The following is a 22,062-nucleotide window of genomic DNA, read 5'->3' as shown; positions in this document are numbered from 1 at the left end:
AACTCCAAAGAATGTCTGGTTCCCTGCGATCTGTTTACAGAAAAAAAAAGCCCTACGGGTTTGGCAGGGCTTTTATAAAATAAATGTTGTGAATGCGCTTAACGCCTTAGATAATGCCGAGTTCCCGTCCTATGGTCGAGAATTCAGTAATGACCTTGTCGAGATGCTCTTTTTCGTGGGTGGCCATGAAGCTGGTTCTCAGTGCTTCGTGACCGGGCATGACGCCAGGGCGGATGAATGCGTTGACATAGACGCCGGCATCGAAAAGCTTTTTCCAGAAATAGAGCGTTTTCATCTGATCGGCGATCAGTACCGTCACGATCGCCGTACGGGATGGCATGAGGGTGAATCCGGCCTTCAGCAATCCCTGACGAACGTAATCGGTATTGGCGATCAGGCGCTCGGTCAGTTGCGGCTGATTCCTGATGATCTTGAGTGTCGCCAGTACCGCCGCCACGCTGGCCGGAGTCGGCGAGGCGCTGAAGATGAGCGATGCCGCCGTGTGCTGGATGTAGTTGATCACCGAGCGCTCGCCGACCACATAGCCGCCGAGGGAGCCGAAAGTTTTGGAGAAGGTGCCCATGATCAGGTCAACCTCGTCAACCAGTCCGAATTCAGACGGTGTGCCGCGGCCTCCCTTGCCGATGACGCCAACCGCATGGGCGTCGTCGATGACGATCCGGGCATTGTATTTTTTCGCAAGCTTTACCAGCTCGGGAAGATCGACGATTTCGCCAGAGACCGAAAAAACGCCGTCCGAGACGATCAGTCTGCCTGCGCTTTCGGGGATGTTCTGGAGCACCCGTTCGAGGTCGGCCATATCGTTGTGCCGGTAGCGCACCTGACTCGCGCCGCCGCCAATCGCCATGATCGATGCGGCCACGAGACTCGCATGATTGTCGCGATCGGCAACGATGTACTCGCCGCGCTGCACGATGGTTGGAATGATGCCCTGACCGGTCTGGTAGCCGGTGCTGAAAAGCAGGCAGCGCTCTTTTTCGAAAAAGTCAGCGAGCTGCTCTTCGAGTTCGATGTGGAGCTTGACTGTTCCGGTCATGTAGCGTGAACCGGAACAGCTCGTGCCATATTTATTGATGGCGTCGATCGAGGCCTGCTTGACGCTCGGATCGTTGGTCAGGCCAAGATAGTTGTTCGAGCCGGCCATCACGAATTTTCGCCCTTCAAAAGAGACAACCGGTCCTTCGGAGTCGTCTATTGGACGGAAGAAAGGGTATACTCCCAGCGCTTTGACTTCGTCGGCAAGGGTGAAATCAACACACTTTTTGAATATATCTTTAGTTTTTTCCACAGTTTACGGTTTTACTTCCACGTTCTCGCCAGGCACTTGAATTTGATGATGGCTGTCTCCCGCAAATCGTGTTCGGCAATGCCGGGTCACAACTGCGGATTCTGCTATGAAACGGAAATGTATTAAAAATTTCATTTTTTTCGATAAACAGGCTTGCGTTTTTTGTCCGATTATCAGGTGGGTTTCTGTTGGCATGTGCAAGCAGCACAAGAAAGTAATCATGCGAAAAAGAGGAAGATTTTTATGGATGGAGTAATTCTTGTTACAGGTTCGACCGGATTTATCGGTTCGAGACTCGTCAATACCCTCATTGGGCAGGGCCGCCGGGTGCGGGTGTTGCTCCGGCCCGAAAGCCGCAGTGTTTCGTCGGCGAGCCATCGCGCGGGAGTCGAGGAGGTGCGCGCCGCATACGGCGACGCGGAGGCGCTCGGCCGGGCGATTTCGGGTGTTACCTCGATCATCCATCTGGCCGGAGTGACCAAAGCGGTCGATGAGGCCGGGTTTCTTGCGGGCAATGTGACGCCGGTCGAAAACCTGCTCGAAGCGGTGAAGCGGCGCAATCCGAGGCTTCGCCGCTTTCTGCTGGTCTCGTCGCTTGCCGCCATGGGGCCGGCATCGTCACCTTCGCCAGGCGTCCGGGAGAGTGACCGCCCAAGCCCGGTGAGCGCCTATGGGCGCAGCAAGCTGCTCGGCGAAGAGGCGGCGAGGCGGCACGCGGGAAGCGTTCCGCTGACTATCGTCCGTCCGCCAGCAGTGTACGGGCCGGGAGATCGCGACATACTCGAAGTGTTCGCCATGATGAAAAAAGGGTACTTGCTTTCGGCGGGTTCCGGAAAACGGCAGCGCTTCAGCATGATCCATGTCGATGAGCTGATCCGCGGGATTTTGCTCGCGCTTGACACGGAATCCGCTGCCGGTCAGGACTACTTCATCACCTCGCCGCGCGGCTACGCCTGGGACGAGGTGATCGAAGCCGCGCGCCCGGCGCTTGGTTTTGGGCGGCTCATGCGAATAAACCTGCCGAAGCCGCTGGTGTTCGGGCTGGGCGCGGTGCTCGGCGCCGTCGCGAAGCTGACAGGCCGCCCGGCGCTGATCAACCGCGACAAAGCTAACGAGCTGGTGCAGGATTTCTGGGTGTGCAGTCCGCAGAAAGCGCAGCAAGAGCTGGGGTTCACAGCGGCAATTCCGCTGGCCGAGGGGGTTGCGGAAACGCTCCGCTGGTACCGGCAGCAGGGATGGCTGTAAGAATGATGAATTATGAATGCTGAATTATGAATTGAAGAGGGGTGTGGGTCGGCTCTGCAACAATCGGGTTTTGTCCAGAGTGTCCACCAAGTCCACCGTCGCTCCGCTCAACTGAAGAGCTGTTGCATGAGCTTGAGGAGGGTGAATTTGTCGTCAGGCGAGGGGATGATGCCTTTGAGCGCGGCGTCGGCGTTGCGCAGGGCGCGGATGGCTTTTTCGGTTTCGGCGGCGCTGAACTGGCGCGCGTAGCCGAGGTAGTTTTTGGCGAAGTACTCCTGGCGGCCATACATGCCGAGCAGGGCGGCGGTTTCCTGAAGCGAGAGCTGCCGCGCGCCCGGCGTCTGGAGCTTCCAGATTCGCAGGAAAAAGGTGGTCAGGTAGCGCACGATGTTCATGAGTCCCTCTTTTTGCCCCTCCTGTTCCATGATCATCAGGGCGACGCCGCTGCATTGGCGAAGATTTTTGGCGACCAACGCTTTTTCAAGCTCGAAGACATTGTACTTGCGCGATATGCCGACGCAGTCGCAGACGTCGTCGAGGGTGATGCGCCGGTCGGCGCGCTTGCCGGACGAGGCGAAGAGGGTGAGCTTTTCGATCTCCTGGCAGATCAGCCGCGACGATGGCTCGATGTAGGCCGAGAACGTTTTCAGCGCGTCCGGGTCGAACTCCCATCCGGCTTCCTTGGCCCGTTCGGCGGCGAAAACATCAGCATTTTTGATGGCTCCGAAGTCATGCCGGAACTGCTTGAGATGCTTGTAGGGAGCTTTTTCAAGCTCCTTTTTTTCGACCTCGTCCGCATCGAGCACCAGCACGGAGAATGATGGCGGATCGGCAAGATAGCGCAGGAGCGACTCATCCTGTTGCTGAGCCTGCTCTTTGCCGGTCACTTTCTTCAGCTTGTCGAACTGGCGGACGACGATCATCTTCTTTTCGGTGAACATCGGATACTCGGAGGCCGCCGAGACGATCTGGCCCAGGGTGACGTCGGGGCCGTACAGGAGGAGCGTATTGAGGGCGGCCTCGTTTTCCGAAGGGAAAATGGCCGCCTTCAGTTGTGCTTCGATCTCTTCCTTGAGCCAGCTTTCAGGTCCCTGAAAAAAATAGACAGGGGCGATCTTGCCTGAAGCGATCTGTTTTTTCAGCTCTGCCATGCGGGGATCAGCGGGTCAGGCTCGGGTTAGAAGGGCAGGTCGTCCTTCTCGAAATCCTGCGCGCCGCCGGGCGAGGGGCGCTCGCCGTAGTTGCCGGACGAGGGTTCCGGCCTCGACGGGCGTGAAGATGGCTGGCGCTCCTGCGGGTAGGAGGCGTCGCCCATGCCGCTGCCAGAGTCCCGGCCAGAGCCGAGCATCTGCATGTCGCTGCACACGATTTCGGTGGCGTACTTCTTTTCGCCGGTTTTGTTGTCTTCCCACGAGCGGGTCTGCAGGCGGCCTTCGATATAGACCTGTCGCCCTTTCTTGAGGTACTGGCTGCAAATGTCGGCCAGCTTGCCCCATGCGACAATCCGGTGCCACTCGGTGCGTTCCTGGAAGTTGCCGCTGCTGTCCTTGAAACCTTCGCTGGTCGCGAGGGTGAAATTGACGACGGTCTGGCCCGATGCGGTTTCGCGGCGTTCGGGATCGTTGCCGAGGTGACCGATCAGCATTACTTTGTTCAAGCCTCTTGCCATGATGGTAGGTACGATTCTCTTGTTGTTGGTGTTGCCCGACAAGCTACATGATTAATCTTTATTCTTCAAGTCAGGCAGTAAAGCGCTCGCCGTCGATGACCGGGCCTTCGCGGCAGAGCAGGATACTCTCCTTTTGTCCGTCGGCGTTGCTGAGTTCGACCATGCAGCCGTAGCAGATGCCGACGCCGCAACCCATGACCGATTCGAGCGACAGCTCGCAAGCAATGGCGCGATCCCGGCAGAAGCGGGCGAGCGCCTTGAGCATCGGGTTAGGGCCGCAGGCGAAGACCTTGACCCGCCCGGCGGCAGTTTGTTCCGCAAGATGTTTTTCAAGCAACTGGACGACATTGCCGTGGAACCCTTCGGAACCGTCGTCGGTCGCCGTGCTGACGTTCGAGAGGCCGGAGGTCAACAGGTCGGCGCGGCTCCGTCCGCCGACAAGGTGGTGAAATGAGATTTCCGCCGCGGCCAGCGTTTTTTCGAGAAAGCGCATCGGCGCGGTGCCGATGCCGCCGGAGACGAGCAGGGCGGTGTCGAAATCGCCGGTTCCTGTGCCGAACGAGTTGCCGAGCGGGCCGAGCACCAGCAGGCTTTCGCCGCACGATGCTTCGCAGAGCAACGAGGTACCTCGTCCGACGTTCTTGACCATGACGTCGATGGTGTCGCCCTCGACGTTATGGATGCAGAAGGGACGGCGGAGCAGCGGCTGGTCAGCGGCGCTGACCTTGATGTTGACAAAGTTGCCGGGACGGGCGGCGGCAGCGATTGCGGGGCAAGGCATCGACAGGATCGAGACATCCGTTCCCGCGGGCCTGATGGCTGAAATACGGGTTCTGACGTCGGAAATGGTGCTGGTCTGAAGCATGGGAAGATGCGTACCGGATTGGATTTTCAGGCGAGCGGGAGGATTTCGGCAAGCCTCTTTCCCGCTTTTGAAAAGTATCTGACAATAATTAAGAGTCCCGACCGCGATTTTGCAAATCGGTTTTCCCTGCGGATGCTTGCAATAAACAGGTTAAGCGATTGATTGACAATCATATAGTGAGGTCGAAAGAGTGTTGATGAGTCGCTATGCCGCAGGATGGTGCTTTGGTGCGGAGCCGATGTGAAGATTGTTCCTTTGCAGAATGACGGGAGAAGTATATCTTAACGATCTTGGCTGTACAATAAACTTCCAATGCCTGGTTCATGCGTATATTAACTTTTACTGGTAAGGGTGGTGTGGGCAAGACGAGCGTCTCGGCCGCCACGGCAGTCCGTCTTTCCGAATTGGGTCATCGCACCCTGGTGCTTTCTACCGATCCCGCCCACAGCCTTTCAGACTCGTTCAACCTCCAGCTTGGCGCCGAGCCGACCAAGATCAAGGAAAATCTTCACGCCATCGAGGTGAACCCCTATGTTGACCTCAAACAGAACTGGCATTCCGTACAGAAGTACTACACGCGTATTTTCATGGCGCAGGGCGTTTCGGGCGTCATGGCCGATGAAATGACTATTCTTCCCGGCATGGAGGAGCTGTTCTCCCTGCTCCGCATCAAACGCTACAAATCCGCCGGTCTGTACGACGCGCTCGTGCTCGACACGGCGCCGACCGGCGAAACGCTCCGCCTGCTCTCGCTGCCCGACACCCTCTCGTGGGGCATGAAGGCGGTCAAGAACGTCAACAAATACATTGTCCGTCCGCTCAGCAAGCCGCTCTCCAAAATGTCGGACAAGATCGCCTACTACATTCCGCCGGAAGACGCCATCGAGTCGGTCGATCAGGTTTTCGACGAACTCGAAGACATCCGCGAAATTCTGACCGACAATGTCAAATCGACGGTCCGCTTGGTCATGAATGCCGAGAAGATGTCGATCAAGGAGACCATGCGCGCCCTGACCTACCTGAACCTCTACGGCTTCAAGGTCGATATGGTGCTGGTCAACAAGCTGCTCGACACGCAGGAGAACAGCGGTTACCTCGAAAAATGGAAAGGTATCCAGCAGAAATATCTCGGCGAGATCGAAGAGGGGTTCTCTCCGCTTCCGGTCAAAAAGCTCAAGATGTACGATCAGGAGATCGTCGGTGTCAAGTCGCTCGAAGTGTTCGCTCGCGATATGTACGGCGATACCGATCCATCCGACATGATGTACGACGAGCCGCCGATCAAGTTTGTCCGCAAGGGCGACCTCTATGAAGTGCAGCTCAAGCTCATGTTCGCCAATCCGGTCGATATCGATGTCTGGGTTACTGGAGACGAACTGTATGTGCAGATCGGCAACCAGCGCAAGATCATCACTCTTCCGATCAGCCTCACCGGCCTTGAACCCGGCGATGCCGTATTCAAGGACAAGTGGCTGCACATCCCGTTCGATCTCGAAAAGCAAGGTCAGCATCACCGCACGAGAGAGTATAACAAAGCCTGATGCGGTGTGCGCTTATGTTTGAGTAAGGCTGATTTTTTTATTAGCTTGAAGTGATTTTAAATTTCACAACTTCACAATAAAACCAGTAGCCGGGAGCTGTGCAGGCTGCCGGTCAAAAGGAGGATACAATGTCAGAATCGTATCAGAAACTTCGCAAGGACTTTAAGGAACTCGATTTTACCGACAGGCTTACTTTTCTTGCGGAAAGTCTGCTCCTGACCGGTCAGAGCGCCATCGTTGGTGGTCTTGAGGTAGCTGGTAGCGTTGTCGAGACAGTTACAGGAACAGTTGGTTCCCTTGTTGATGCCTCGGGTATCGGTAATATTCTCGGCGGTTCAGGTGGAGTCGTCGGAGAAACCATCGACCGCGTGGCGATCACCGTGAAGGATGTCTCTCGTTCAGCCGGTGAACTGTACAACGATGCCGTGAAGAATGTTGAAAACGCCACTGGCAACGCGGCAAAAGCGGTCGGTGACGCCGGAGTTTCTGCTTCCGAGGCGGTAAAGAACCTTGCCGGTTCGTTCCAGAAAACCACCGTGCAAAAATAAGGCTGCTTTTTCGGAAGCATCCGGCCAGACAAAGAGCATGATGGCGCTTAAAATCTTTTATTTGTGTTTTTTCGTTTATTCGCTTATTTTTGTCTTAAAGTCTCGATTTTCATTCTTGTTTTTTCTGTCAATTAAATTCCAAAAGGAGGAGTTATGAGTGGAGGAGGCGTCTTTACCGACATTTTAGCCGCCGCAGGCCGTATTTTCGAAGTTATGGTCGAAGGTCACTGGGAAACCGTCGGTATGCTTTTTGACTCGCTGGGCAAAGGCACCATGAGAATCAATCGCAATGCCTATGGTTCGATGGGTGGCGGTGGCAGTCTTCGTGGTTCTTCCCCCGAGGTTTCCGGCTATGCCGTTCCTACCAAAGCAGTTGAATCGAAGTTTGCCAAATAAGCAAACCGTTCAGCCGATTTTCAAAAGCAGTGACAGGTCTGGTACCGTCACTGCTTTTTTTGTTTGCGCTCTTGCCATCATAACTGACCCGGTACACAACGGGGCGGGTTGGTATAGGAAATTCATGTAGAGTTTTTCCACTTTTTCCGTAACGGTTATCCCTTCTCTTTGTTACGTAATTTATTTTTGTTTTCATATTTTGTTGGTTCGAATATTCTATCGATTATGAACGGGTATTAAAACGGTAACGTGACCGGAAGCGGTAAATGGCTAATATTTCTCTCTATATCTCGGGACAGACAGAGCTGGATGACATCTCCGAGTTTTTCCAGAAGCGGCTGATTGGCGAAGGTGAAACTCCCATCGCTTTTTTTGACGGTGTTTTTTACGAGTCTCACCAGGAACGGGTGGGCAACATTGTTTATCAGGATTATCTGATCTATACGGACAAGGCTCTTTACCTGTGGGCGAGAGGAGCTTCCAAGGATTTTCTCGATCGATTCAGTCTCGGGACTGTTTCGGTCAACAGCCGCAACAAGGACAGCGCATTCGCGACCATGAATCTCAAAATCCGGCGCGAAGGCAAGGAGCCGATCTTTGTGATTTTCGACATGGTCGAGATTCGTGAAGCCGATATGATCGTCAAGTTGCAGACTGTCGTCGAGTCGATCATAGAGGATTATCTCGGAATCAATTACCGTCAGGAAATTCCCCAGGATACCGCAGACAGGATTTTTCAGGCCGCGAGGAGTGTTTGCCCGCCACGGCAAATCGCTCTCAAGCTCGATACACCGCAGGCTCCAGTGCCCGATGCAGGTATTGGTTACGGGCAGGATCTGCTGGAACAGTTCCGGGCTACTGGTTCTGGACAACAGCAGGCGCCGTATCCACCCTACCAGCCGCCAGGAACCGCTCCCGGACCGCGTCCTCGTTCCACCATGGGGCCTCAGGATGCCATGCGTGGTCTGGAGTCAATGCTGCCTACCGATCCCGCTGCGCTGAAACGGATCGCCGAACAGATCAAGAACATGGTCGGCGACGCTCCTTTCAAGATGCGCGATCAGGTGATGAAAGATTTGCAGCATGTGCCCGGAGACATGGCCACGGTTCTGACTGCCCTGAACGAGCTGCTCTCCAATATTGCGGGTAATCCTCTTGCCGAGCGCTTCATCATGAATGCCATCAAAACGGCGGTGGTCAACGACGGTGTGCTCGGCTCTCTCGGCAAGATCATCAAAATGACCGGCATCGGCAGCGGTGGCGGCAAAAAGAGCCCGAAGCCGCAGGGCCACGAGCCGTCCCGCGAAGAGCGTGGCGCGTCGAGCGCACGGAAATCGCCGTTCGTCGAGGAGCAGGATGAGGATTCTTCGACGATCCGCCGCAAAAAGATCAGCATCAAGGATGACGATGATCATTCCGGCGCCGATCTTTTCGCAGGCAGCGACGAGCCGATTATTTCGCGCCAGAACCGTCCGCCAGTTTCCCGCAGCAGCGAGCCGGATAATGACGATTCAGGCGCTGGATCGGGTGGACGCCGCAAGAAGCTCTCGATCAAAATGGAGGATGACAACGAGATCGCCAGGAAGCTCATGAGTTACGATGAGTCCGAGCGAGAGGCTGTTCCGCCAGCTCCGGTCAAAGCGCCAGTTGCCGTTTCGTCTGTCGCCAGCACCGAGAACGGTTTCGGGATCCGCCGCAAGAAGCTCGCGATCAAGGCCGAAGAGGGCAGCGGCGCGAAAGCGGACATCGCCCAGAAACTGATGAGCTACGACGAAGCCTCCCGTGGCGCGGTCAACTCCTTGTTGTCGTCTGACGAAGTTCAGGGAATCGCCGCCGATGAAGTGCAGCCTGAACCGGAGCCAGAGAGACCCGTCAGGAAAAAAATCCAGATCAGGGCGGAAGACGAGCCGGAAATCGAGTCCGATCCAGAACCCGAGTCGGAGCTGCTGGTCAGGAAGAAAATTCAGATCAAAGCTGAAGTCGAGCCTGAGCCAATGGTTGCGTTCGAGCCAGAAATCGAGTCTGTGCTTGGAGCAGAAGCGGAAGCAGCAATCCTGGCTGAACCTGAAATCGATATCGAACCGGAACCTGAGCCAGAGAAGCTGGTAAGAAAGAAAATCCAGATCAAGGCTGAAGCTGATCCTGAACCAGAGACGGCGGCAGCTTCTGAACCAGAAATCGAGTCAGGGCCTGACGCTGAGATGGAAGACCTCATTGCCGGAAGCGTCGCTATTGAAGTGACGGTCGAGTCGGAACTTGAGGTTCTGTTGGAGTCTGAGCCGGAATCGTCAGCTATAGAGGAAATCCGGAACGCATCCGAGCTGGAAGAGGCGTTCGATATTCCGGAAGAGGTCATCTTTTCCGCTCTTGCCGAACCGGAGAAGGCTGAAGATTCCGGTGAATCGAAGGAGTATATGACGATCGAATCCGATGCTCCGGTTCGGAGAGTAGTCAGTGAGCCTGTTCAGGAGCCCGTTCATGAACACATTGATGAGCCTGTTGTCGAGAAAAAACCTGAACAGCCCCGACATTCGTCCGGTAAGGCTGGCCGTGGGAAGCGGCGCGGCAGAAAAGTCTGACGGCCACAAGCCCGAGGGAGTCAAGCAATCAGTTTAATGTCAAGTTTACACCATAGTTTTTCAACATCATGAGAATCATCCTTTATCTAGGCAAAGGCGGAGTGGGCAAGACCACCGTATCGGCTTCCTCAGCGACAGCGATCGCTCGCGGCGGCAAGCGTGTGCTTATTATGAGCACCGATGTCGCCCACAGTCTGGCCGACGCGTTTGGCGTCGAGTTGAGTTCGACTCCTCTGGAGGTCGAGAAAAATCTCTTTGCCATGGAGGTGAACGTTCTTGCAGAAATTCGGGAAAACTGGACCGAGCTGTACTCCTACTTTTCCTCGATTCTCATGCATGATGGCGCCAATGAGGTCGTTGCCGAAGAGCTGGCCATCGTGCCCGGCATGGAGGAGATGATCAGTCTCCGTTACATCTGGAAAGCCGCAAAGTCCGGCCTGTACGATGCCGTCGTGGTCGATGCCGCGCCGACCGGCGAGACCATGCGCCTGCTTGGTATGCCTGAATCCTACGGCTGGTACTCCGAGAAGATCGGCGGCTGGCACTCCAAGGCGATCGGCTTTGCCGCGCCCTTGCTGAGCAAATTCATGCCAAAGAAAAACATCTTCAAGCTTATGCCGGAGGTCAACGAGCACATGAAGGAGTTGCACGGCATGTTGCAGGACAAGAGCGTCACGACCTTCCGGGTGGTGCTCAATCCGGAGAACATGGTCATCAAGGAGGCGCTGCGTGTACAGACCTATCTCAACCTGTTCGGCTACAAGCTCGATGCGGCCGTCGTCAACAAGGTGCTGCCTGCGAACTCCAGCGACCCGTACCTCCAGAGCCTCATCGACCAGCAGGCCAAGTATCTCCGGGTGATCGACAACTGTTTCTATCCCGTGCCGATTTTCAAGGCGATGCAATCCTCCAAAGAGGTTATCAAGACGGACAAGCTCTATGAGCTGAGCCAGGAGCTTTTCGACGGTCGTAATCCGATCGATGTGCTCTACACCAACGACAAAACCCAGACGCTCGAAAAGATCAACGGCAAGTATGTGCTCAGCCTCTACCTGCCGAACGTCGAGGTGGACAAACTTGCGGTCAACATCAAAGGGGACGAATTGCTGGTCGATATCAACAACTTCCGCAAAAGTATTGTACTGCCCAACGTGCTGGTAGGCCGCAAGACCGAAGGCGCTGATTTTGAGCAGGGTACGCTGAACATCACGTTCGCGAATTGAGCTGGAAATTTTTTCCTGTAAACAAAAGAGGCTGCCCGATGGCAGCCTCTTTTGTTTACAGGAGATCAATCGGATCGATCAGATCCGATTGATCTTCAATTGCTCCAACAGCCTCACTGGAACCGAAAGGTCTTCGCAGCTTTTCAGCAGCTCGGCGATGGGGCGGTGCAGGCGGGGGTGAATGGGGTTCGCCAGATCGAGCAGCGGCACGAGGACGAATTTGCGGCGGTGCATCTCGGCATGAGGAATGACGAGCAGGTCGCTTTCGATGCAGCGGTCGCCGTAGAGCAGAATGTCGAGGTCGATAGTTCGCGGACTCCAGCGTTTGTACTGATCCGGGCGGCCCAGCTCGTGCTCGATTGCCTTGCAGTTGGTGCGGAGGCCAGCCGGATCGAGCGATGTTTGCACCTCGACAACGGCGTTGAAATAGCGCTCTTGGTCGGGGTCGCCGAATGGCTCGGTCATATAGACTCCTGAAATGCCCGTTACCGCAGTAGCTGGCAGCCGCGCGAGGTGGTCAACGGCTTCCTGGAGCCATGCGAAGCGGTCTCCGACATTCGAGCCGATGCCAATATAAGCGGTGACAGACTCCATCGCTCAGCGCTTTTCGATGACGTGTTCGGCTTCGGCATAATCGCACAGCCCCCCCAAAGGCAAGGCGCGTTTGCGTACTTTGACCGTGACCTTTTCCGCGAGATCCAGTTCTTCGATGAGCCTCGCCGCCGCCCGCGCGGCAAGCGTCTCGATGAGCGCCACCGGTTCACCGGAGGTCATGACCTCGCCGATGATCGCATACGCTTTGCTGTAATCGATAGTTTTCGAGATATCGTCGGTCGCGGCGGCCTCCCTGCTGTCGAAAACAAGTTCAGCATCGACCTCGTACCGTCCGCCGAGGTGGCGCTCCTCTTCGTGGACACCGTGCCGGGCGTAAAAAACGGCGTTGACGAGCCTGACGCAGGAACGATGATGAAGTTTCATGGTTGAGCAGAGCGGAATCGGCATTCTGGAGGATTCTGCAAGAATGTAATCTATTCGCCTCTGCATTGCAAAAGCAGGTTAGTCAAGCGGCAGAAACAGTGCGCGCGAGCTTTACGCACCGTGGCGAATACCAAAAAAATAGTACCTTGCATAAGCACGATTTGTCATCCGCGAGGCATTTTCCGGATTCCGTTAACTCCATACTGGAATTGCATTTATGTCAGAAAAAAGAACCAATCTTGCCTTCAGGGAGTTTTTCGAGACTTGCAGGTTGAAGGCCATGCAGCTCGCACTTGAAGAGGATCGTTACCAGGGCGATATCACCACCGAGGCGACTGTCGAAGAGCATCAGCGAGGACTTGGTTACATCGAGGTCAAGTCCGAAGGGATTATCGCCGGAGTGGAGGTCGCCCGCCAGGTGTTCCAGTCGCTGGATTCCACGCTTCAGTTCACGGCCTGCGTCAAGGATGGCAAGCGGGTCTATCCGGGCGAGCGGATTGTCGAAGTCAGTGGGCGCATCGCCTCGATTCTCGTCGGCGAGCGCACGGCGCTCAATTTCATGCAGCGCATGTCCGGCATCGCCACCCGCACGAACATGTATGTCGAACGGGTCAGTCACACCAACACAACCATTCTCGACACCCGGAAAACCGCGCCTGCCCTGCGCTATTACGACAAGGACGCCGTCCGGATCGGCGGCGGCGCCAACCACCGCTTCGGGCTGTTCGACATGATTCTCATCAAGGACAACCACATCGATGCCGCTGGCAGCGTCGAGGAGGCGGTTAAACGGGCCAAGGCATACGGCAAGGAGCACGGCGATTCGGTGAAGATCGAAACCGAAGTCCGCAGCATTTCTGAACTGGTCCGCGCCTGCGCCAGCCGTCCGGACATGATTCTGCTCGACAACTTCATGGTCGATGACCTGGCCGAAGCGGTGCGCTGGGTCAAGGCGAACGGTTACGGCAACATTCTGCTCGAAGCGTCGGGAAACGTCGGTCTGCACAACGTTTCCGAAATCGCCATGACCGGCGTCGATTACATCTCCATTGGCGAGTTGACGCACAGCGTCAAGGCCCTCGACATGTCCATGAAGATTGAAAGAGCTTGATCGCGATGGCGGAGGTTGGCGTTGACATTGTCGATGTATCGCGCATCCGATCGATTTACGACCGTTTCGGCCAAGCCTTCATGAAGAAAATTCTGACCGACGCCGAAGCGGCCCAGTGTCTCTCCAAGCCCGATCCCGCAGCCAGCCTCGCCGGACGGTTCGCCGCCAAGGAGGCGGTCTCGAAGGCGCTTGGCACCGGTATCGCCAAGGGCCTCGGCTGGCGCTCCATCGAAGTGCTGAACAACGAGGCAGGAAAGCCATGCGTGAGCATTCACGCCCCCAACTTTTCCGGCAGAGTGAGCCTCTCCATCTCGCACGACCGCCACTCCGCCGTGGCGATGGCGCTCTACGAGGAGGGTGAGGCGAGAAAAGAAGTGGACTGAGCGGACAAAGTGGACACAAAAAAGGCCCCTTTTCAGGAGCCTTTTTTTATGCGCGGCCTGTCCGGCCTTGATTTCCGTTTTCCTCAGTTGTGCGCCGGAATCGGTGTCGCCTCGCCGGTGATGTTCACCTTGGATTTGATCACGTCATAGATCTTCTCTTTCAGGATCGTATCGATCATGTAGTCCTTGAACTCGGTGGACATGTAGGTGTTGAGGAGCTGCTCGACGGTCAGTGAAGCCTCTTTTTCAGCCTCTTTTTCGGCATAAGCCTTGATATCCTCGTCGGTCACCTCAAGGTTGTTTTCCTTGGCGATTTTCTGGCTGACCAGGAGCCAGCGGGCGTGCTTTTCAGCATTTGGCCTCATGGTGTTGAAGAACTCGCGCTCGTCGAGGCCTTTGGGGAACTGGCCGCCAACCTGACGCTTGGCGTTCTCGAGCAGCATGTTTTGGAACTGCGCGACCATGGCGCTCGGGGTCGGCACCGGATGCTCTTCGATCAGTTTGGCTGAAATAGCTTCGAGCAAGTCGTGCTCCGATTTGTCGGAGAAGTGCGCCTGGAGCTGCAAGCGGACATCGTTTTTGAAGTCCTCTACCTTCTCGAAACGCTGCTGGCTGATCTCCTTGACCAGTTCGTCATCCAGCTCGGGCAGTTCGAGGCGTTTGACCTCTTTGACCTCAACACGGAAGCGGCTCGTTTCGCCGCCCTCTTCCTTCGGCTCGATGGTCACTTCCGCGACATCACCGGCTTTCTTGCCTTCGAGGGCCATGCGGAACGGGTTGTCCGCCGGGAGGTATTCGAGGTTGAAGTGGTGGTTTTCGTTCTTCGAGTCTTCGACGGCAGCGCCTTCGGCATCGAGCTTCGTGACATCGCCGATGACGGTATCGCCCGCGACAGCCGCCTCTTCGCTGGTCACCATGGTGCCGTGGCCGCGGAGAATCAGTTTGATTTCGCGATCGACATCCTCGTCGGTAACGGTATATTCGGCCTTGGTGAAGGCAAAGCTGCTGAAATCCTTCAGCTCGAATTCAGGATGAATTTCGTAGGATATCCGAATGGTCAACTGACCATCTTCGTACTTGTAGTTTTCGATCTGGGCGCGGCTGGCCGGATTGATCTTCTCCTCTTCGGCGATGGCGGCGAAATGCTTCGAGGCCATCTTCTCGGCGACCTCGGCTTCGATGGACGGGCCGATCATGCGCTTGAGCATGCCTGCGGGCACGTGCCCCTGACGGAAGCCTTTGATTTTGACGGATTTGCGCGCTTCTTCGAGCTGCTGGTCATATTCGGGCTGGAATTCGTCGGCAGTCAGAATGATTTCAAGTTCCTGCGCGATTTCGCTGACATTCGTGATATTCTTTTGCAAGGCTTTTCGTGACCGGTTTAGTTGCGGGCCGCTCCGTTTCCGGCGAACCGGAAAGCGTGGATCGATACGGAGAGCGTCCCTGAAAATTTAAAGCTTCAATTATACGATATTTCCGAGCCTTTTTAAAACGGATCGCGCAATGGCTTTTTTCGCAAGCTGTTGCGCGATCCGGGCGCCGGGCGCCGGATGTGCTACCTGCCACCGGGCTTGTAAACCAGCGTCGAGAGCCGCTCGGGAATGCCGAGTTCGGCGGCGACGAGCGCCACCTCGTCAGCCGTCACCGCTTCGATCAGGCCAGCCTTTTCGGCGGGCGAAAGGTATCGTCCGAAATAGAACATATCCTGCGCGATGTGCGACATGCGCCGGGTCATCTTTTCCATGCCGAGAATCATCGAGCCAAGCATTTTCGCCTTGGCCGCGGCGAGTTCAGACGGATCGGGTTCCGTCAACATATTTCCGGCGAGCAGCTCGCCGATGGTGTCGAGGGTTTTCGAGGTTTTGCCTTTGTCCGTCCCGGCATAGACGTTGAACGCCGTGACCTCGTCATAAAACGAGACCGACGAGTAGGCCTGATAGACCAGTCCGCGCTTCTCCCGCAGTTCGAGGTTCAGGATGGAACTCATGCCGCTCGACAACATGGTGTTCAGCACCATCATTGCCCAGAAGCGCTGGTCGTCCCGGGGGATGATCGCGCCAAGCAGAATCTGCGACTGGAAGAGGCTCTTTTTCAGCGTTTTGTTGAATGGCTTGTACGTTGAAAGATCGAACAGCCGCCGCGCCGAATCTTCTTCTGGCGCATTTTTCAGGTGGCCGAAAAACGAGTCCGCCAGACCCGCGACTTCATCGTGATCGATGTTGCCGATCGCCGTGACGAGCATTTTCGACGGCGTGTAGTGGCGGCGCATGAAGTTCCGTATTTCATCGACGGTGAGCCGCTCGACGCTCTTCTCGGTACCGAGAATCGGCGCGCCGAGGGAATGGCGGGGGAAGGTGCGGCGGTCGAAGTCCTCGAAAATCAGCTCTTCCGGAGTGTCGTTCACGCCGGCGATCTCTTCGAGCACCACCCCTTTTTCCTTTTCGATCTCATCAGCCGGAAAGACCGGATTGCAGCAGAGGTCGGCCAAGAGGTCGAAGCCGAGATGCAGGTGCTCACGGAGGCAGCGGACGCAGAGGCAGGTTTGCTCCTTGGTGGTCCAGGCGTCGATGTAGCCTCCGGTCTGTTCGATGCAGCGGGCGATCTCGACGTAGTCGCGCTTTTGCGTGCCCTTGAACAGCGCGTGCTCGATGAAGTGCGCCATCCCTTCGAGTCCCTCCGGATCTTCGCGCGATCCGGCATCGATCCACAAACCGAGAGTGACGCTATGGATCGATGGCACCTGATTGCTGATGATGCGCAGGCCGTTGGAGAGGGTTCCACTTTCGACGGCTCCGGTCGAGAGGCGTTCTTCGGGACGGGCGGCGTTGCCGCTGGAGGGCGATACGATATTTTTTCTCACGATTGCGGATGGATTTGAGTACAATGTAAGTTATTCTTCTTATTATTAAGCACAAATCGGCTCTGGGCCGCATCTGTTCGGATTGCGCTACAGCCGGTTCCGCAGCATCTTCCGGGCCGTCACAAGCGGGCGGAGGGTCGAACGGAAGGTTTCGCAGACACGCCATTTTTTCATGTCAGGTATCCCGATTCTCATTACCGGCGCCACAGGCTACATAGGGGCGCGGCTTCTTGTCGAACTGATCGAACGGCTTGGTGATGGCGTCCGGTGCCGGGTTGCCGTCAGGAAGGGGTCGGACGCTTCGTTTCTCCGCAATTTGCCTGTCGAGATTGTCCGGGCTGACCTCCGTGATCCGGTCGCCGTCAACGAGGCGGTCAAAGGATCGGAGGTCGTGTTCCACTGCGCGGGCCTCGTCGCCTACACTAAAAATTTCCGCAACCGCCTCTACGACACCAACGTGCTGGGCACCCGCCACGTCGTCGATGCCTGCCTGGAGGCGGGCGTGAAGCGGCTTGTGGCTACCAGCTCGATTGCCGCCGTCGGTTCGCCTGGCGCGGAGAGCGGCACTCAGGAGTCGAACGAGCAATCCACCTTCACCGAGTGGCAGCGCCACAATGTTTACATGGAGTCCAAGCATCTGGCCGAACTCGAATGCCACCGCGGCGTGGCCGAGGGACTCGATGTGGTGATGGTCAACCCCGGCGTGGTGATCGGCAAAAGCTCCGGCAGGGCGCTGCCCGGCAGCAGCTCGAACGAGGTGCTCCGGATGATTTACGAGGGCCGCCTGCCGCTTTGCCCCGAGGGATCGACGGGATTTGTCGATGTCTTGGACGTGGCCGACGCCCATATCGCCGCATGGCGGAAGGGAAGCGCGGGCGAGCGTTATATCATCGTCGGCGAGAATCTTTCGTTCCGAGAGCTTTTCCGGCGGATCGCCGCGATGCCCGGCAGCCGGGCCGGCAAGGTGTTCCGCGTCGGTGGAGCCGCCGGAATGGCGGCAGGCGCGGGCGGCGAGCTTTGGTCGCTCGTGACGCAACGCCCGTCGTTCATCAGCATCGAAAGCCTCCGCCAGGCGGCATATCCGGCTCGCTACAGCAACCAGCGTTCGGTGCGCGAACTTGGCATGTCTTACCGTCCGTTCGAGGAGACGCTCCGGAGCGCCATTCTATAATTTTCAGCGCAACACTTTACCAATTCAGAGCATACCCCTATGGAAAAAGAGAAACCACAGCAGCAGCCGCCGACGCAGCAACAGCCGCCAGCCGTCGATCCGGCCCGGCTCAAACAGCTCAATCTGGCGATAGAAACGCTCGAAAAACAGTTCGGCAAAGGCTCGATCATGCGCCTCGGCGACGATTCGCCCGTCTTGCAGGTGCAGTCCATATCGACCGGCTCGATGGCGCTCGACTACGCCCTCGGCGTGGGCGGCTTGCCGCGTGGCCGCGTGACCGAGATTTACGGCCCCGAATCCTCCGGCAAGACCACGCTTGCCCTGCACGTCATCGCCGAGGCGCAGAAGGCGGGCGGCATTGCGGCCATCGTCGATGCGGAACACGCCTTCGATCCGACCTACGCCCGCAAGCTCGGCGTCGATATCAATGCCCTGCTGGTCAGCCAGCCCGAATCGGGCGAGCAGGCGCTCTCCATTGTCGAGACGCTCGTGCGCAGCGGCGCGGTCGATATCGTCGTCATCGACTCGGTGGCGGCGCTGGTGCCGCAGGCCGAACTCGAAGGCGAAATGGGCGACAGCGTCGTTGGTCTCCAGGCGCGGCTCATGAGCCAGGCGCTGCGCAAGCTCACCGGCGCGATCTCCAAATCGAGCAGCGTCTGTCTTTTCATCAACCAGCTTCGCGACAAGATCGGCGTGATGTACGGCAGCCCCGAAACCACCACCGGAGGCAAGGCGCTGAAGTTCTACTCCTCCGTGCGGCTTGACATTCGCCGGATCGCGCAGATCAAGGATGGCGAAGAGGTGGTCGGCAACCGCACCAAGGTCAAGGTGGTCAAGAACAAAGTCGCCCCGCCCTTCAAGACCGCCGAGTTCGACATTCTGTACGGCGAAGGTATTTCGGTGCTTGGCGAGCTGATCGATCTGGCCGTCGAGTTCGGCATCATCAAGAAGGCGGGCGCGTGGTTCAGCTATGGAACGGAAAAGCTTGGACAGGGGCGCGAGAACGTCAAGAAGCTCCTGAAGGAGGACGAGACCCTGCGCAGCACGATCCGCCAGCAAGTGCGCGAAACGCTGATTGCCCCACCGGTCAAGTAAGGAGCGCTCATGCGTATCGGACAGATCGACATCGACCGCCCCGTCATCCTCGCGCCCATGGAGGATGTGACCGACCGCGCCTTCCGCCAGCTCTGCAAGCGGCACGGGGCCGACATCGTCTATACCGAGTTCGTCAGCGCCGAGGCGATCAGGCGCGGCGCGGAGAAGTCGATCCGCAAACTCGCGATGGACGAGCACGAGCGGCCGGTGGCGGTGCAGATTTTCGGCGGCACGGTCGAGTCGATGGTGGAGGCGGCGGCCATCGCCGAGAGCTACGAGCCGGACTACCTCGACATCAACTTCGGCTGCCCGGTCAAAAAGGTGGCCGGGCGCGGCGCGGGCGCGGCGCTACTGAAAGAGCCGGAGAAGCTCTTGGCCATCGCCTCGGCGGTGGTCAACGCCGTTTCGCTGCCGGTGACGGCCAAGACGCGCATCGGCTGGGATCACGACTCGATCAACATCACCGACACCGTCCGGCGGCTCGAAGATGCGGGCATCCGGGCGGTCGCGGTGCACGGGCGGACGCGCAGCGATATGTACAAAGGGCGCGCCGACTGGGGCCGCATCGCCGAGGCGAAGCAGGCCTGCTCCATTCCGGTGATCGCCAACGGCGACGTCTGGAGCGCCGATGACGCCGTGGCGATGTTCGCCGAAACCGGCGCGGATGGCATCATGATCGGGCGCGGCTCGATCGGTAATCCCTTCATCTTCGCGCAGGCAAAGCACTTAATCAAAACTGGCGAGCGCTTGCCGCTTCCGTCGTATCGCGACCGGATCGAAGCCGCGCGCGAGCACCTGCGCCTGTCGCTGGAGTACAAGGGCGAAAAACATGGCGTACTCGAAATGCGCCGCCACTACTCGACCTACCTCAAAGGGTTGCCCGGCGTCTCGAAAGTTCGTAACCTGCTCGTGCGCGAACCCGATCCGGCGGTGATCGTCGAGCTGCTCCGGGAGTTCGAGGCAACGTGCGAAGCGCTCGACCGCGAGGGGCTTCTGAAAGAGGGCGGGGAGTTCTTGAACGACCATTCGCCCAAACTGATTCTGAATTACTAAACCATTCATCTATCTGATTTTATGAGCAGTGAAGCAGGCTATCGCGTGGCCGTTCTCGGCGCAACCGGCCTTGTCGGCAGAACCATGATCAAGGTGCTCGAAGAGCGCGATTTTCCGGTCAGCGAGCTGGTTCCGCTCGCCTCGCCACGCAGCCGGGGCGAAGTGATCACCTTCAAGGGGCGCGAGTTCATCACCGAAGTGCCGTCGGCGGAGATTTTCGAGGGCGTTGACATCGCGCTCTTCTCGGCGGGCGCGTCGGCCAGCAAGGAGTGGGTGCCCGTGGCCGCAGCGGCAGGCGCGATCGTGATCGACAACTCCTCGGCCTATCGCATGGACGAAGGGGTGCCGCTGGTGGTGCCGGAGGTCAATCCCGAATCGATCTTCGACCGCGAAGGCAAGGCGGCTCCGATCATCGCCAACCCCAACTGCTCGACCATCCAGATGGTGGTGGCGCTCAAGCCGCTCTACGACGCCTACGGCATCCGCCGAGTGGTGGTTTCGACCTACCAGTCGGTGACCGGCAAGGGCAAGGCCGGGCGCGACGCGCTCGAAAGCGAGCTGGCGGGCAACATCCCCGACGAGTTCACCCACTTCCACCAGATCGCCTTCAACGCCGTGCCGCAGATCGACGCCTTTACGGAGAACGGCTACACGAAGGAGGAGATGAAGATGGTCAACGAGACCCGCAAGATTCTCGACGACGAGGAGCTTCAGGTTTCGCCGACCACCGTGCGCATCCCGGTTTACGGCGGCCACGGCGAGTCGCTGAACGTCGAGCTGAAGAGCGATTTCGACATCGAGGAGGTGCGCGCCCTGCTCGACGGTTCGCCGGGCATCGTCATGCAGGACGATCCGTCCGCCCGCCTCTACCCGATGCCGATGACCTCCTACGAGCGCGACGAGGTGTTCGTAGGTCGCCTGCGCCCGGACTACTGGCACCCGCGCACGCTGAACCTCTGGGTCGTCGCCGACAACCTCCGCAAAGGCGCAGCCACCAACGCCGTGCAGATCGCCGAACTGCTGGTGGGGAATTTATAAGGATTGAGTGCGTGATTGAATTTCTTGTAGGGGCGGCTCTTGTGGCCGCCCTTGCTGTTTTATAGGCGTTCAGGATGCGGGGCGTGAGCAACTTCACGCCGCCGCCAGCGACGATTGCGCGGAATTTATTCGGATGGCTATGAAATCAAAACCCCGTTGCATCTGGTGGGATTTTTAGTCACCTATGACTTTTATTCGAAGATCATGACGCCTGGTTGTTAGGTTAATCTGCATTTAAGTGACTGTTTCTTTAAGATCAGTAATAATAGAATTGCCTAGATCTTTCCAGCCTTGTTCCGATTTATAGTTAAGGCACAAATTAATTAAATCGATAACCTCTTCCTTGCTGATGACCGAAGAAGAAATAAGTTTTCTAATTTCGCTGATTCTTTGTGATATTTGATTGATAATACGTCTTGGAGTGCCTATGTCTTGACAAGGAAATAACCCAGGTAAATGCCTGATCGATAAAGGAATTGATATATCAAAGCAGGATGCAATTAACCTTCTGACAAATCCTACATCATTTTCAGAACTGCTTTCTATGGCAGCCGCAAAAATTGCTCCAACATTATGATTTTCTCCTAAAAGAGTACCAAGGACTGCCATGGCTTTTCTGCATATGCCGTCTTCAACATCACTGAAAAGTGAAATTATTTCGTCATCAGTAAGCGATTTTGTGATAGCAAAATAATCTAGAGTTCTTTTTCTCAACTCTTTCGCCTCAAAAATATCGAACAGAATTTCTCTCGCTATACTCTCATATAGGGGGTTCTTGTATTTATTGATTTGGCTTTTATAAATAGAAGACTTGAGTACAGGGAGAAAGGTCGATTTTTTATTATTTCTTTCTGAAAGTGATAATCCAAATCTAAGTAATGTTAATATTTGTTCTTTAAGTTTCCATTCGAAATCTCTTAAGGGCATCTCTAAAAAGAGCGATTTGAAATATTCTTCTGACCAGCGACATCGAAACAAGGCGATATTGCCCTGCAAAC

The 22,062-nt window shown here is 56.6% G+C and carries 21 protein-coding genes; 12 read left to right on the top strand and 9 right to left on the bottom strand.

The annotated features are described in order from the left end of the window. Positions 1-106: 106 nt before the first annotated feature. The gene (locus FGF66_RS01530; protein WP_139455950.1) at positions 107-1,309 is read right to left on the bottom strand and encodes an aminotransferase class I/II-fold pyridoxal phosphate-dependent enzyme; all 1,203 of its coding nucleotides are present in this window, start codon (positions 1,307-1,309) and stop codon (positions 107-109) included. A gap of 243 nt (positions 1,310-1,552) precedes the next feature. Between FGF66_RS01530 and FGF66_RS01525 the strand changes: the two genes are divergently transcribed. Then, entirely contained in the window at positions 1,553-2,554 is a 1,002-nt protein-coding gene (locus FGF66_RS01525) for an NAD-dependent epimerase/dehydratase family protein (protein WP_170181148.1), read from the top strand. A 107-nt stretch (positions 2,555-2,661) separates the two neighbouring features. Here FGF66_RS01525 and holA read toward each other — a convergent pair whose 3' ends face one another. The 3 genes from holA to FGF66_RS01510 form a co-directional block, all read right to left on the bottom strand. Continuing rightward, positions 2,662-3,705: a DNA polymerase III subunit delta gene (holA, locus tag FGF66_RS01520; protein ID WP_139455949.1), complete on the bottom strand. Its 1,044-nt coding sequence runs from the start codon at positions 3,703-3,705 to the stop codon at positions 2,662-2,664. A gap of 26 nt (positions 3,706-3,731) precedes the next feature. Continuing rightward, positions 3,732-4,223 carry a single-stranded DNA-binding protein gene (locus FGF66_RS01515; protein ID WP_139455948.1) on the bottom strand — a complete coding sequence of 164 codons (492 nt, stop codon included), beginning with the start codon at positions 4,221-4,223 and terminating at the stop codon, positions 3,732-3,734. Between the two features lie 70 nt (positions 4,224-4,293). Then, complete coding sequence (locus tag FGF66_RS01510) at positions 4,294-5,088, bottom strand: dihydroorotate dehydrogenase electron transfer subunit (RefSeq protein WP_139455947.1); 795 nt, start codon at positions 5,086-5,088, stop codon at positions 4,294-4,296. A 323-nt stretch (positions 5,089-5,411) separates the two neighbouring features. On the opposite strand from FGF66_RS01510, the gene FGF66_RS01505 reads away from it, so the two are divergent. The 5 genes from FGF66_RS01505 to FGF66_RS01480 all read left to right on the top strand — a co-directional run bounded on the left by FGF66_RS01505 (position 5,412) and on the right by FGF66_RS01480 (position 11,375). Continuing rightward, positions 5,412-6,629, top strand: a complete 1,218-nt coding sequence (locus FGF66_RS01505) for a TRC40/GET3/ArsA family transport-energizing ATPase (protein ID WP_139455946.1) — start codon at positions 5,412-5,414, stop codon at positions 6,627-6,629. Between the two features lie 128 nt (positions 6,630-6,757). After that, on the top strand, positions 6,758-7,177 hold the full coding sequence (locus FGF66_RS01500) for a chlorosome protein C (RefSeq protein WP_139455945.1): 420 nt from the start codon (positions 6,758-6,760) through the stop codon (positions 7,175-7,177). Positions 7,178-7,330: 153 nt separating this feature from the next. Next, positions 7,331-7,573: a bacteriochlorophyll c-binding family protein gene (locus FGF66_RS01495; protein WP_139455944.1), complete on the top strand. Its 243-nt coding sequence runs from the start codon at positions 7,331-7,333 to the stop codon at positions 7,571-7,573. Between the two features lie 266 nt (positions 7,574-7,839). Continuing rightward, positions 7,840-10,152, top strand: a complete 2,313-nt coding sequence (locus FGF66_RS01485) for a hypothetical protein (RefSeq protein WP_139455942.1) — start codon at positions 7,840-7,842, stop codon at positions 10,150-10,152. 68 nt (positions 10,153-10,220) lie between these two features. Continuing rightward, the gene (locus FGF66_RS01480) at positions 10,221-11,375 is read left to right on the top strand and encodes an ArsA family ATPase (protein ID WP_139455941.1); all 1,155 of its coding nucleotides are present in this window, start codon (positions 10,221-10,223) and stop codon (positions 11,373-11,375) included. Positions 11,376-11,453: 78 nt separating this feature from the next. Here the strand turns inward: FGF66_RS01480 and folK are convergent, their stop codons facing one another. Together folK and folB are read right to left on the bottom strand one after the other, a co-directional pair. Further along, complete coding sequence (gene folK, locus FGF66_RS01475) at positions 11,454-11,969, bottom strand: 2-amino-4-hydroxy-6-hydroxymethyldihydropteridine diphosphokinase (RefSeq protein ID WP_139455940.1); 516 nt, start codon at positions 11,967-11,969, stop codon at positions 11,454-11,456. A gap of 3 nt (positions 11,970-11,972) precedes the next feature. Beyond that, complete coding sequence (gene folB, locus FGF66_RS01470; protein WP_139456068.1) at positions 11,973-12,353, bottom strand: dihydroneopterin aldolase; 381 nt, start codon at positions 12,351-12,353, stop codon at positions 11,973-11,975. Between the two features lie 217 nt (positions 12,354-12,570). On the opposite strand from folB, the gene nadC reads away from it, so the two are divergent. Together nadC and acpS are read left to right on the top strand one after the other, a co-directional pair. Next, positions 12,571-13,464, top strand: coding sequence for a carboxylating nicotinate-nucleotide diphosphorylase (gene nadC / locus FGF66_RS01465; RefSeq protein WP_170181147.1), 894 nt, complete (start codon positions 12,571-12,573; stop codon positions 13,462-13,464). A 5-nt stretch (positions 13,465-13,469) separates the two neighbouring features. Next, positions 13,470-13,847, top strand: coding sequence for a holo-ACP synthase (gene acpS / locus FGF66_RS01460; protein WP_139456067.1), 378 nt, complete (start codon positions 13,470-13,472; stop codon positions 13,845-13,847). Positions 13,848-13,930: 83 nt separating this feature from the next. Here acpS and tig read toward each other — a convergent pair whose 3' ends face one another. After that, positions 13,931-15,211, bottom strand: a complete 1,281-nt coding sequence (tig, locus tag FGF66_RS01455) for a trigger factor (RefSeq protein ID WP_139455938.1) — start codon at positions 15,209-15,211, stop codon at positions 13,931-13,933. A 191-nt stretch (positions 15,212-15,402) separates the two neighbouring features. Then, positions 15,403-16,707 carry a M16 family metallopeptidase gene (locus FGF66_RS01450; protein ID WP_246046472.1) on the bottom strand — a complete coding sequence of 435 codons (1,305 nt, stop codon included), beginning with the start codon at positions 16,705-16,707 and terminating at the stop codon, positions 15,403-15,405. 172 nt (positions 16,708-16,879) lie between these two features. On the opposite strand from FGF66_RS01450, the gene FGF66_RS01445 reads away from it, so the two are divergent. Genes FGF66_RS01445 through FGF66_RS01430 form a run of 4 tightly spaced genes read left to right on the top strand, consistent with a single transcriptional unit; the run spans position 16,880 to position 21,064 of the window. Then, the gene (locus FGF66_RS01445) at positions 16,880-17,878 is read left to right on the top strand and encodes an SDR family oxidoreductase (protein ID WP_139455936.1); all 999 of its coding nucleotides are present in this window, start codon (positions 16,880-16,882) and stop codon (positions 17,876-17,878) included. A 39-nt stretch (positions 17,879-17,917) separates the two neighbouring features. Next, on the top strand, positions 17,918-18,973 hold the full coding sequence (gene recA, locus FGF66_RS01440; protein WP_139455935.1) for a recombinase RecA: 1,056 nt from the start codon (positions 17,918-17,920) through the stop codon (positions 18,971-18,973). 9 nt (positions 18,974-18,982) lie between these two features. Next, a complete protein-coding gene (gene dusB / locus FGF66_RS01435; protein WP_139455934.1) occupies positions 18,983-20,026 on the top strand; it encodes a tRNA dihydrouridine synthase DusB in 1,044 nt (347 codons plus the stop codon). Positions 20,027-20,047: 21 nt separating this feature from the next. Further along, positions 20,048-21,064 (top strand): aspartate-semialdehyde dehydrogenase, encoded by a 1,017-nt coding sequence (locus tag FGF66_RS01430; RefSeq protein WP_139455933.1) that lies wholly within the window; start codon positions 20,048-20,050, stop codon positions 21,062-21,064. 234 nt (positions 21,065-21,298) lie between these two features. Here the strand turns inward: FGF66_RS01430 and FGF66_RS12515 are convergent. Continuing rightward, on the bottom strand, positions 21,299-22,062 hold a 764-nt coding region (locus FGF66_RS12515), incomplete at its 5' end, for a hypothetical protein (RefSeq protein WP_170181146.1).

The sequence above is a fragment of the Chlorobaculum thiosulfatiphilum genome, from assembly GCF_006265165.1.
Classification (GTDB): domain Bacteria; phylum Bacteroidota; class Chlorobiia; order Chlorobiales; family Chlorobiaceae; genus Chlorobaculum; species Chlorobaculum thiosulfatiphilum.
Note: the sequence above shows the minus strand (reverse complement) of the source record. Positions and strands in the feature narration are given on the sequence as shown.

Excerpts from the sequence above, each read along its gene's own strand:
- FGF66_RS01445 (WP_139455936.1), top strand. The coding sequence starts at position 16,880 with ATGTCAGGTATCCCGATTCTCATTACCGGCGCCACAGGCTACATAGGG.
- nadC (WP_170181147.1), top strand. The coding sequence starts at position 12,571 with ATGTCAGAAAAAAGAACCAATCTTGCCTTCAGGGAGTTTTTCGAGACT.
- FGF66_RS01495 (WP_139455944.1), top strand. The coding sequence starts at position 7,331 with ATGAGTGGAGGAGGCGTCTTTACCGACATTTTAGCCGCCGCAGGCCGT.
- acpS (WP_139456067.1), top strand. The coding sequence starts at position 13,470 with ATGGCGGAGGTTGGCGTTGACATTGTCGATGTATCGCGCATCCGATCG.
- dusB (WP_139455934.1), top strand. The coding sequence starts at position 18,983 with ATGCGTATCGGACAGATCGACATCGACCGCCCCGTCATCCTCGCGCCC.
- FGF66_RS01430 (WP_139455933.1), top strand. The coding sequence starts at position 20,048 with ATGAGCAGTGAAGCAGGCTATCGCGTGGCCGTTCTCGGCGCAACCGGC.
- FGF66_RS01515 (WP_139455948.1), bottom strand. The coding sequence starts at position 4,223 with ATGGCAAGAGGCTTGAACAAAGTAATGCTGATCGGTCACCTCGGCAAC.
- FGF66_RS01485 (WP_139455942.1), top strand. The coding sequence starts at position 7,840 with ATGGCTAATATTTCTCTCTATATCTCGGGACAGACAGAGCTGGATGAC.
- recA (WP_139455935.1), top strand. The coding sequence starts at position 17,918 with ATGGAAAAAGAGAAACCACAGCAGCAGCCGCCGACGCAGCAACAGCCG.
- FGF66_RS01500 (WP_139455945.1), top strand. The coding sequence starts at position 6,758 with ATGTCAGAATCGTATCAGAAACTTCGCAAGGACTTTAAGGAACTCGAT.
- folB (WP_139456068.1), bottom strand. The coding sequence starts at position 12,353 with ATGAAACTTCATCATCGTTCCTGCGTCAGGCTCGTCAACGCCGTTTTT.
- FGF66_RS01510 (WP_139455947.1), bottom strand. The coding sequence starts at position 5,088 with ATGCTTCAGACCAGCACCATTTCCGACGTCAGAACCCGTATTTCAGCC.
- FGF66_RS01505 (WP_139455946.1), top strand. The coding sequence starts at position 5,412 with ATGCGTATATTAACTTTTACTGGTAAGGGTGGTGTGGGCAAGACGAGC.
- holA (WP_139455949.1), bottom strand. The coding sequence starts at position 3,705 with ATGGCAGAGCTGAAAAAACAGATCGCTTCAGGCAAGATCGCCCCTGTC.
- FGF66_RS01525 (WP_170181148.1), top strand. The coding sequence starts at position 1,553 with ATGGATGGAGTAATTCTTGTTACAGGTTCGACCGGATTTATCGGTTCG.
- folK (WP_139455940.1), bottom strand. The coding sequence starts at position 11,969 with ATGGAGTCTGTCACCGCTTATATTGGCATCGGCTCGAATGTCGGAGAC.
- FGF66_RS01480 (WP_139455941.1), top strand. The coding sequence starts at position 10,221 with ATGAGAATCATCCTTTATCTAGGCAAAGGCGGAGTGGGCAAGACCACC.